The following is a 9,866-nucleotide window of genomic DNA, read 5'->3' on the forward strand; positions in this document are numbered from 1 at the left end:
AAAATAGGGTTTAAAGACTAGAGGTCAAGCTAGGAAATTAGGAAGATAGTAATAATAACTTCACATTCCACATTCTTACATTAGTGTAGTGTCTATGTCACAACCGCAAATTGCTACAGTCACACCAGAGCAAGAAGCATTAATTCCCGTCATTCGAGAAAGATGGCGAAGTCTTGCACTCTCTACACAGCCAATTGATCAGCAAAAAGCGACAGATGCAGTCACAACAGCTTATGCTGTTATGGGTAAACCAGAACCTGAAATTCGCTTTTTAAATAGTCCATTTGCAGCAAAGTCAGAAATTTTGGCAGCAGACTCACCCCGCCAGATGGCGCAAGAGGTTGGCCCACCCATACTGATTATATTTGCGATGGAACTAGAAAACCAGATGAAAAAGCAGTTAGAAGCAAAACTATGGCAGGAACTAGAAGTAAAAATGCAGCGCAAGCAGTTGCAAGAATCTCAAGGTTGGGTAGGACTGATTTGGCTATTGCCTAGTACATCAGAGTCAGAACAACAGCAATTACAGCAGCTACGCGATGAATTATTATTGCAATTTCTCGCCCAGCAACCAGGAGGAAATATAATCGTACCAATCTGGGAAAATCTTTGGCAGCATCTGGGAGAACCTTTGTGGCAGTATCTATCAAACCAATCTCTGCTGCAATGGTTATATCAACAATCCCAACTCCAAGTTTGGTTTGAAGTAGCAAATATCGCCATCCCAGGAATGTATTCTTATCTGTTACGCATGTGTACAGATGCTTCTACAGCAGCTGTGCTTGATTTTTGTATTAATGAGTTGCATTGTGAACATGATGAAAGTCGATGGAATGTGTTGCAATCTCTGGTTACTGAGTGTGGTTTGGTTTTCCCCTTCGAGAAAACTTGTTTTATCTGCGATCGCCCTATTAAACTTTCTCTAGACAGCGAAAATCGTCTTCATGCTGAAGGAGAAGCAGCAGTTGAATTTGCCGATGGGAATAAACTGTATTTTTATCAAAATGTCCCCTTGCCAGAAAAATACGGTACAGTTTCCCCAGAACAATGGCAAGCACAATGGATACCAGAAGAACCCAGTGATAAAGTACGACAAGTGCTAGAGCAAGTTATTCGCTCTCACACTTCAGGCCAATAATTAATAATGAATGGGAATAAAAAACATTTTTGCCTCAATGAGCAATTAGCAATTAACAATTAAAAATTCTCATGAGCGAACCTAAAGGCAGTAAAACTCAAGCTAGAGTTTGGGTGGTGGAAAATGGCAAAATGCGATCGCGTTCTGACTATATCACCACAGAAGAACCTTTAGAAATTCGTCTGAAATTTCCACGCCGTACAATTGCTATCACCATGCGAACCCCAGGGGCAGATTTTGAACTGGCTGCTGGTTTTCTGTACACAGAAGGAGTAATTAGCAACCGCCAAGATATCCAACGTCTGAGTTATTGCGTAGATGCAGAAATAGATGGCGAACAACGCTTCAATATTGTCAATGTCGAACTACGAGAAGACTTGCATCCCAATTTACAGCCTTTAGAACGTCATTTCTACACCTCCAGCGCCTGTGGAGTGTGCGGTAAAGCTAGTCTGGAAAATTTACGTTTGCGGGGTATGACGCCAATACCCCCACAACCACAAGTGACACCAGAAATTCTCTATAGTCTGTCAGACCAACTCAGAGCAGGTCAAGGTATATTTAAAGCTACAGGAGGTCTACACGCTGCTGCTTTATTTGATGCTCAAGGGCAGTTGTTAGCAGTAAGAGAGGATGTAGGACGTCACAATGCCCTGGATAAACTTATCGGTTCAGCTTTATTGAGTGAGCAGTTGCCTTTGCATAATCACATTCTCATGGTAAGTGGACGCTCTAGCTTTGAGATTTTACAAAAGTGTATAGTTGCTGGAATTCCGATTATTTGTGCTGTTTCCGCTCCCAGTAGTTTAGCGGTTTCTGTGGCTAGAGAATTTGAAGTTACCTTAATCGGATTTTTGCGGGGAGAAAAATTTAATGTTTATTCTGGTTGGGAAAGAATCTTGATGGTGGGGAGATAGGGAGGTGGGGAGGTAGGGAGAAAACTTCACCCTGATTTCCCCATGCCTTAGTTACTATTTTTGAACGCAACTTAAGTATCAGTCAACCGCGATCACGTTCCAAATCATCAATCACTTTTTCCATGTACCATTCTTCTGACATTCCAGGATAGTATCTCTTGGTTTGATCAATTAACCTTTGGGCTATTTCCCAATATCCCCCGACCAGTCTCAATAAGCGCTGTCGTAGCATGTTATACTTACTTTGCTTAGATTCAATGCTTGGAGAGTGGATTTTTTTGAGATTTTCAAGGACGTGTTCGTAATTTTTCCAGTCTTCTTTTTCACAAAATATACTTGCTGCTTGCTGGTAATCTGCTATGGCACGTTGCATTTCTTCCATGTGAGCATAAGCAAGACCGCGATTGTAGTAAGCTTGAGGATCATCAGGGTTAATTTGTAGAGCTTTAGTATAGTCAGTTACTGCACCAAGATAATTACCCATTGCCCGGTAAACGTTGCCTCTGGCAATATAAAGCAAGGCATCCTCTGGTTGTATTTGCAGTGCTTGGTTAAAATCCGCGATCGCTCCTTGATGATCTCCTAGCTGAAAACGCGCCCTTCCTCGGTTGCGATAGACAATCGCATCTTGAAAATTGAGTTGTAGGGCTTGGTTAAAATCTGCGATCGCTTCACGATAGTTTCCCTGTTTATAACGTACCACCCCACGACAGCAATAAGCTTGTGCATCTTGCGGATCGACTTGCAACGCCCAGTTTAAATCTTCTAATGCTTGGCGAGTATCCCCCTTTTCTGCCTTTTCCAACAACTGGGTGAAGTATTCCTGTGGCGACATAATTGGTGTAGTCGGGGTAGGGCGTTGGTGAACCACAGTAAGATTTTGTTTGGGTTGCAGTTGTTTAATTTTTTCCAAACACAAACGACAGTTATCTTTATCCTTTTGCTGTAGATATAAATCCGCAGCTAACTTAAAATTAGCGATCGCATCATGAACATGTCCCATTTTGCGGTATACAATTCCCCGTAAATTATAAGCCGCAGCATGATTGCGATTGAGCCGAATAACTTGATCAGCATCAGCAAGCGCCCCCGGCAAATTTTTCAGCGCCACTCTTGCCAAAGCGCGACAATAATAAGCCTCAACACTTTCAGGATTTAGTTGTAGAGCTTCCGTATAATCAGAAACAGCCAAGAGAATTTCGCCAGAATCATAGTATGCTAAACCCCGTTGGCAGAAAGCATCAGCAAAGTAAGGGTTACTCTCAATAGCATGGGTAAATTCCGCGATCGCTCCAGCATAATCTTTTTGCTTTGCTTTAGCCAATCCCCTATTGTAAAAATCATCATTCATAGTAACTACTAACCACAAACTACTAACCACAAACTACTAACTACTAGCTAATGACTACCGACTACCTTTACTATTACCCAACTTTATATCCTGGTATCTTACTCAGACGCTATAAACGCTTTTTTGCTGATGTTGAACTTGCTTCTGGCGAGGTAGTGACAGCACATTGTCCAAATACAGGGCCAATGACAGGAGTATGTATCCCTGGTAATGTAGTGCAGCTTTCTAAAAGTGAGAATCCTAATCGTAAATTAGCTTACACTTGGGAATTAATTCAAGTCCATGATAATGAACCAACTTGGGTAGGCGTTAATACCAGCTTGCCTAATCGCATTATTAAATTAGCATTAGAAAAAAATCTTTTCCCCCAGTTGGGTAAATATAGTCAAATTCGTGGTGAAGTCGTCTACGGACAAGATAAAAAAAGCCGAGTAGATTTTTTTCTATCTGCAAGTGCAAAACAATCAAATTCATTACTCATCGACGTAGATAGAAAAATTTTATCTGAAGCATCACGAGAAGACAGTACATTACTAATAACAGATCATCTTCGTCCGATTTACTTAGAAGTAAAAAACACTACTTGGGCGCAGGGCAAACTAGCCCTATTTCCCGACACAGAAACAACAAGAGGACAAAAACATCTGCGAGAATTAATGGCACTCCTTCCCCAAAGTCGGGCAGTCATGCTTTACTTCATTAATCGAGGAGATTGTGAAGAATTTGCCCCTGGTGATAGCGCCGATCCTGTATATGGAAAATTGTTACGGCAAGCAATATCCTTAGGTTTAGAAGTTCTACCTTGTCGTTTTGAAATCTCACCAATAGGTATCCGCTACTTAGGTTTAGCGAAACTTAAATTATCTCTAGCTTAAAAATGGGTGTAGGGGTGGTTTGGGTGTGGGGGTGTAAGAGGAGTTAAATATTCATTACCTCATTGTGGGCATAATTGCCCGTGGGGGTATTGCATCGAACTCACCTAACATTAAGATATAAAAGCATACCAATAATCTATCTGTGATCATCTGTGTGCATCGGTGTTCGATAAAAAAAAATTTTGTCACAGTTTCAACTCATATCAAACATTAATACTAAATGGTTATAAAACAAACTTTATTCTGGGGTTGCTGGTTCACTTCACTTGCTACTACCGCCCTACTATTTTTTTGGTCATTACCCCTCTCCCCATTTAAACACCCTGGAATCAATGCTAATGAGGCCGTCATTATCTTCTTCCCCGTCATGGGCATACGCTGGTTTGCTCTCGCCACTACCCTTGTTCTTGTCGTTATCGTTTGGGGACGACGCCTGAACTTAGCCACCCACTGGATTGTCATTCTTACTATCCTTGTGCTAGCCCTCCACTTCCTGCTGGGAGTAGTTAATATAGGCATTATGAATGCTTGGCTCTCTGTAGAGCCTATCAAGACACGCACTACTAACGCCATTTACGCAGCAATTTACTTTGGGCTGCCCATGTTTTGGGTGTTACTCACAGCACCCCTAATGCTTAGTGCTGCTCATTTTCGCAGTTGAAGCCTTCTTCCCAGAAAATTTTGTAGATGACATCTCTGTTTTTTCTCCACACTGTCTGAAAACTGGACTCTTCCTACACGCCCACACCCATTTTAAAACTAGTACTCTACCACACAAGTTTTGACAGCTTGCGAGACGTCAGATCCCCGACTTTTTTAAAAAGTCGGGGATCTAGCCAAACTGTCAAAATCAATTTGGTGAACTACTAGAGGTCATGTGATAATTCACACAAAGAGGGCATGAAATATAGTTCTTCCCCTTCCCCTTTCACGTTTACCCTTTCCCCTTTTTCAAGACAGGTAACTAAAATATCAAGGCTTGGGACTATCTTCTTTATTACCACTACGCTGCACCTGGGAAGTGGAGTCTATGTCAAAAGCGCTGCTACCATTTAAGCCATCGAAGGTAACAAAAGCTGTTTTTGAGCGATCGCTCAATATGAATGAAAGAAATCATTTTGTTTTCTGAGAAGAGAGATTAAAGTATTTACTTTTATAAATTCAAAAAACAATATCTATTTATAACTACATACTAACTTGATTTTTTCTAAAAAAAAGATATTTAAAAGATTAAAATTTAACTATTTTTTATCAACAAATTAAGTGATTCATAAACTATTCTTAACCGCAAAGAATGTAGTTTTATTTCAGATTGAAGTTTCAGCAGAAATTGGTCATTAAATCTGAGGAGATATGAATTTTTCTATCACCGTTTTTAATCGTGTGGTTACTACTTCCGTAGTGACGGCAGCTGTTGCATTTGGGCCATTTTTTGCAGCGATCGCCCAAGCGCTAACTCTCAATGGTGCAGGTGCAACTTTTCCTGCTCCGTTATATGAGAGATATGCTCGTGAAATAAAAAAAGACATGCCAGACATGACAATTAACTACCAAGCAATTGGTAGTGGTGGTGGCGTGAATCAAACAATTGCTGGGACTGTTGACTTTGGTGCTAGTGATGCTGCCATGACCGATGCTGAAATAGCTAAAGTTAAGCAGGGAGTAATTTTAGTACCTACCGCAGGTGGTGCAGTTTCTGTTGTTTATAATGTTCCTGGTGTTAACAACCTGAAATTATCTCGTACTACATTACCAGGTATTTTCTCTGGTCAAATTACTAAATGGAACGACCCCAAAATTAAAGCAGATAACCCTGGTGTTAATCTCCCAAATTTACCAATTAAAGCTGTTGTTCGCGCTGATGGTAGCGGTACAACTTTTATTTTTACTAATCACTTAAGCAACATCAGCCCATATTTCAAAGGCAGAATTGGTACTAGTAAATCTCCAAGTTGGACTCTATCAAATGCCCTTAAAGGTAAAGGAAACCCTGGCGTCGCTGCCTTAGTAAAGCGTACTCCAGGCTCTATAGGCTATGTGGAGTATGAATATGCCAATAAAAACAACCTCAAATCAGCACAGGTACAGAATAAAAAAGGAGAATTTGTAGCTCCTTCTTTGCAGTCTGCAAACGCTGCTTTGGCTTCTGTAAGTTTCCCCAGCAACTATCGTGTTTTTATTGGTGATCCAGGTCAAGGTTATCCTATTGTTGGTTTAACTTGGATTATGGTCTATAAGAACTACAAAGATCCTGCTAAAGCCCAAGCTGTCAAAAATTTAGTTAAGTGGATTCTAACTAAAGGTCAACAGTTCAATGATGACCTCAACTACACTTCTATTCCTTCTAACGTAGCCAATGATGTCATCAATACTGTCAATAGCAGTGTCAAATAATTGATCATTTGCTGCTCATTTCACAGCCACAGAATGGCGATCGCAAATTTCTCCTTGCAAGAGTAGGAGTAGCGATCGCCCCTTAACAATATTAATGAAACTTTTTGACAAATGACACCAATAAAAAATAAAGATTGCGAGAAATTAATTGACAGAACCTGTATATACAACAATCCCCAATCCAAAATCTAAAATGGTATGACAAATTCATCCGACTCAGCCTATCAAAATGAACCAAATCAACCAAAAGTGATTGATCCGAGTATTGACATTACAATTATTGAAGGAAAAAATTACCGAATAGACCAAAGTTTCACTTGGCTAGTTTATAGCTTTGCTACCTTAACAGTGCTTGTATTATTTTGGATGAGTTGGGTAATTTATAATCAGGCTCATCCAGCAATTGTTAAATTTGGATTAGGATTTTTATGGAGCCAAGATTGGGATGTACCCAATCAACTATTCGGTGCTTTACCTTATATTTATGGAACTCTTGTTAGTAGTGCGATCGCAATTTTGTTAGCGATACCAGTAGGGCTTGCAGTATCTTTGGTAACGAGTGAAGATTTCCTCCCAGAATGGGTGCGCTCAACTCTAGCATTTGTTGTTGAATTAATTGCAGCAATCCCCAGTGTCATTATTGGATTATGGGGTATTTTTGTTTTTATTCCGTTTATTGAACCCTTGCAAAAATGGCTGGCAGCTAATTTTAATTGGATACCACTATTTAATAGCATAGAGCCTTCTGGGCTAAATATGTTAACAGCTGGCATCATTCTTGCCATCATGATTTTACCCACACAGGCAGCAATTTCTCGTGAAGTATTGCTAGTAATACCAAAAGAATTACGCAGCGCATCTATGGCATTAGGTGGTACGCGTTGGGAAACTATTTTTAGAGTATTATTACCAGCTGGTTTTTCTGGAATCGTGGGTGCAACAATGTTGGCATTAGGGAGAGCCTTAGGTGAAACAATGGCTGTAACAATGGTAATAGGTAACTCTTCTATTATCAGTGCTTCTTTACTTGAGCCAGCTTATTCAATTCCTGCACTATTAGCCAACGAATTTGCTGAAGCTGAAAGTGGATTACACGTTGGTTCTCTCACATATTTAGCTTTAATTTTATTTGCATTAACTTTAGCTGTAAATATTGCTGCTGTGTTATTTGTACAGGTAGTTGGTAGTAAAAATAAGTAATGATTTGGTTAGTAGTTAGTGGTTGTTTGTTGGTGGTTGGTTGTTAATGGTTAGTGGTTGATTGTTAATGGTTAGTGGTTGGTTGTCATTTGTCATTGGTCACTATTTATTCTCCCCACACTCCCCACCTCCCCACCTCCCCTAATCCCCACTCCCTTGGGGGAGTGGGGGCCGGTGAGTTCCCCACACTCTCCATCTCCCCATATGAAAACAAATGAATCTTTAGCGACAGAACTGTTAGCTTCTTTGCCATTAAAGCGGCTATTGTTTAATAATGGCATGACTGCGATCGCTTTTATTTTGACAGGTTTAGCATTACTACCTTTGCTATCAGTTTTATGGGAAATAATAGTGCGGGGTATCTCTGGACTGAAACCAGAAATGTTCGTCACATCAGTGATTGATAATGGATTTGCCAATGCAATTGTTGGTACTTTCACAATGGTAGCCATTGCCGCGCTGCTTAGTATTCCCATTGGTATAGTTACAGGTATATATTTAGCAGAATTTAGTCAAGGAACAAAAATCGCCAATTTTGTTCGCTTTATCACTACGATTTTGACTGGTGTTCCCTCTATTGTTGTGGGCGTATTTGCCTATAGTGTGATAGTTTTATTAACCAAATCATTTAGTGCGATCGCTGGTGGTTTTGCTCTCGCAGTAATCATGCTACCTGTCGTTATCTTAACAACCGAAGAAGCATTAAAATTAATTCCTGTTTCTCAGCGTCTAGCATCAGCTGCTTTAGGAGGAACTCGCTTTCAAACAACTTTTCGGATTGTAGTTTCTGCCGCTATACCCGGTATCACTACAGGTATATTATTAGCCATAGCTCGCGCCGCAGGTGAAACAGCACCCTTGCTTTTTACTGCTTTATTTAGTCTAGATTGGTCACAGGATTTATTCAGTCCAACAGCATCACTGTCAGTATTAATTTTTAATCTTTATAATGATCCATCACCAGAGAAAAATCAATTAATCTGGACTGCATGTATCGTATTGCTGAGTTTAGTTTTATTTACGAGCATTGTTTCACGGTTAGTAATTAACAAAAAAAGAAAAAAATAGAGTGCTTTATAAATTACAAACTGCCAAGAAAAGTAATGCTAATTCTTTTTATCTAAATTAATCAATATATGAGTAAATTAGTTCCAGCAATCACAGTCAAAAATTTTAACTTTTACTATGGTCATATCAAAGCTTTAGAAGGAGTATCAATAAATATTTACCAAAACCAAATTACAGCTATCATAGGCCCTAGCGGTTGTGGTAAATCTACTTTTATTAAATCCTTAAATCGAATTGCAGAATTAGAAGGGGAAGTTCGGGTAGAAGGAAAGCTAGAATTTTTTGGTCAAAATATATATGACCGTCGTGTAAATGTTAATCGGCTACGTCGTCAAATTGGGATGGTATTTCAAAAACCAAATTTATTTCCCATGAGCATCTACGAAAATGTTGCTTACGGCGTTAAAATAGCCCGATGGTGTCCCAAAGCAGAATTAGATGAAATAGTTGAATCAGCCATCAAAGCTGCTGCTTTATGGGATGAAGTTAAAAATAAGTTGCATAAATCTGCTTTAGGACTTTCAGGTGGTCAACAACAACGGCTCTGCATAGCTCGCGCTTTAGCAGTAAAACCAAAAGTTCTACTCATGGATGAACCCTGTTCAGCTCTTGATCCAATTGCAACTATGAAAATTGAAGAATTAATTCATAGTTTGCGTGGAGAATTAACAATTGCCATTGTTACCCACAACATGCAGCAAGCAGCTCGTGTCTCAGATTTTACAGCTTTCTTCAGCACTGATGAAAGTCGTATTGGTCAAATGATTGAATTTGGAGCAACATCTCAAATCTTTACTACAGCACTTGATGAACGCACCCGTGATTACGTATCCGGGCGTTTTGGTTAAATAGGAGTTGGTGAATAGTCTTGAGTGTCTTCTCGTCTACCTGCGGAAGCTTCCTTTTTATTTTGTTTAAGTAGG

General features: G+C 39.8%; 10 protein-coding genes. 8 read left to right on the forward strand and 2 right to left on the reverse strand.

Annotated features, from left to right (window positions below; translation table 11 throughout):
* Positions 1-94: 94 nt before the first annotated feature.
* Entirely contained in the window at positions 95-1,138 is a 1,044-nt protein-coding gene (locus UYI_RS0114005) for a DUF6745 domain-containing protein (RefSeq protein ID WP_016867283.1), read from the forward strand.
* Between the two features lie 71 nt (positions 1,139-1,209).
* Positions 1,210-2,055, forward strand: coding sequence for a formate dehydrogenase accessory sulfurtransferase FdhD (gene fdhD / locus UYI_RS0114010; RefSeq protein ID WP_016867284.1), 846 nt, complete (start codon positions 1,210-1,212; stop codon positions 2,053-2,055).
* An 82-nt stretch (positions 2,056-2,137) separates the two neighbouring features.
* Here fdhD and UYI_RS0114015 read toward each other — a convergent pair whose 3' ends face one another.
* On the reverse strand, positions 2,138-3,406 hold the full coding sequence (locus UYI_RS0114015) for a tetratricopeptide repeat protein (protein ID WP_026085947.1): 1,269 nt from the start codon (positions 3,404-3,406) through the stop codon (positions 2,138-2,140).
* A gap of 50 nt (positions 3,407-3,456) precedes the next feature.
* Here UYI_RS0114015 and sfsA point away from each other — a divergent pair, with 50 nt between their 5' ends.
* Both sfsA and UYI_RS0114030 read left to right on the forward strand, forming a co-directional pair.
* A complete protein-coding gene (gene sfsA, locus UYI_RS0114020; RefSeq protein WP_016867286.1) occupies positions 3,457-4,281 on the forward strand; it encodes a DNA/RNA nuclease SfsA in 825 nt (274 codons plus the stop codon).
* 220 nt (positions 4,282-4,501) lie between these two features.
* Positions 4,502-4,942 (forward strand): hypothetical protein, encoded by a 441-nt coding sequence (locus UYI_RS0114030; protein ID WP_102205239.1) that lies wholly within the window; start codon positions 4,502-4,504, stop codon positions 4,940-4,942.
* 311 nt (positions 4,943-5,253) lie between these two features.
* Here UYI_RS0114030 and UYI_RS39670 read toward each other — a convergent pair whose 3' ends face one another.
* Positions 5,254-5,379, reverse strand: a complete 126-nt coding sequence (locus tag UYI_RS39670; protein WP_258003561.1) for a hypothetical protein — start codon at positions 5,377-5,379, stop codon at positions 5,254-5,256.
* Positions 5,380-5,634: 255 nt separating this feature from the next.
* Between UYI_RS39670 and pstS the strand changes: the two genes are divergently transcribed.
* From pstS to pstB, 4 genes are all read left to right on the forward strand, one after another.
* Positions 5,635-6,675, forward strand: coding sequence for a phosphate ABC transporter substrate-binding protein PstS (gene pstS, locus UYI_RS0114035; protein ID WP_016867289.1), 1,041 nt, complete (start codon positions 5,635-5,637; stop codon positions 6,673-6,675).
* A 198-nt stretch (positions 6,676-6,873) separates the two neighbouring features.
* Positions 6,874-7,875, forward strand: coding sequence for a phosphate ABC transporter permease subunit PstC (pstC, locus tag UYI_RS0114040; RefSeq protein ID WP_016867290.1), 1,002 nt, complete (start codon positions 6,874-6,876; stop codon positions 7,873-7,875).
* Positions 7,876-8,079: 204 nt separating this feature from the next.
* Positions 8,080-8,943: a phosphate ABC transporter permease PstA gene (pstA, locus tag UYI_RS0114045; RefSeq protein ID WP_016867291.1), complete on the forward strand. Its 864-nt coding sequence runs from the start codon at positions 8,080-8,082 to the stop codon at positions 8,941-8,943.
* Positions 8,944-9,011: 68 nt separating this feature from the next.
* Positions 9,012-9,791 (forward strand): phosphate ABC transporter ATP-binding protein PstB, encoded by a 780-nt coding sequence (gene pstB, locus UYI_RS0114050; protein WP_016867292.1) that lies wholly within the window; start codon positions 9,012-9,014, stop codon positions 9,789-9,791.
* Positions 9,792-9,866 lie beyond the last annotated feature (75 nt).

The organism is Fischerella muscicola PCC 7414, assembly GCF_000317205.1.
GTDB classification, from domain to species: domain Bacteria; phylum Cyanobacteriota; class Cyanobacteriia; order Cyanobacteriales; family Nostocaceae; genus Fischerella; species Fischerella muscicola.

What these genes read in the sequence shown, in the direction of transcription:
- UYI_RS0114005 (WP_016867283.1), top strand. Translation starts at nt 95, where the DNA reads ATGTCACAACCGCAAATTGCTACAGTCACACCAGAGCAAGAAGCATTA.
- fdhD (WP_016867284.1), top strand. Translation starts at nt 1,210, where the DNA reads ATGAGCGAACCTAAAGGCAGTAAAACTCAAGCTAGAGTTTGGGTGGTG.
- UYI_RS0114015 (WP_026085947.1), bottom strand. Translation starts at nt 3,406, where the DNA reads ATGAATGATGATTTTTACAATAGGGGATTGGCTAAAGCAAAGCAAAAA.
- sfsA (WP_016867286.1), top strand. Translation starts at nt 3,457, where the DNA reads ATGACTACCGACTACCTTTACTATTACCCAACTTTATATCCTGGTATC.
- UYI_RS0114030 (WP_102205239.1), top strand. Translation starts at nt 4,502, where the DNA reads ATGGTTATAAAACAAACTTTATTCTGGGGTTGCTGGTTCACTTCACTT.
- pstS (WP_016867289.1), top strand. Translation starts at nt 5,635, where the DNA reads ATGAATTTTTCTATCACCGTTTTTAATCGTGTGGTTACTACTTCCGTA.
- pstC (WP_016867290.1), top strand. Translation starts at nt 6,874, where the DNA reads ATGACAAATTCATCCGACTCAGCCTATCAAAATGAACCAAATCAACCA.
- pstA (WP_016867291.1), top strand. Translation starts at nt 8,080, where the DNA reads ATGAAAACAAATGAATCTTTAGCGACAGAACTGTTAGCTTCTTTGCCA.
- pstB (WP_016867292.1), top strand. Translation starts at nt 9,012, where the DNA reads ATGAGTAAATTAGTTCCAGCAATCACAGTCAAAAATTTTAACTTTTAC.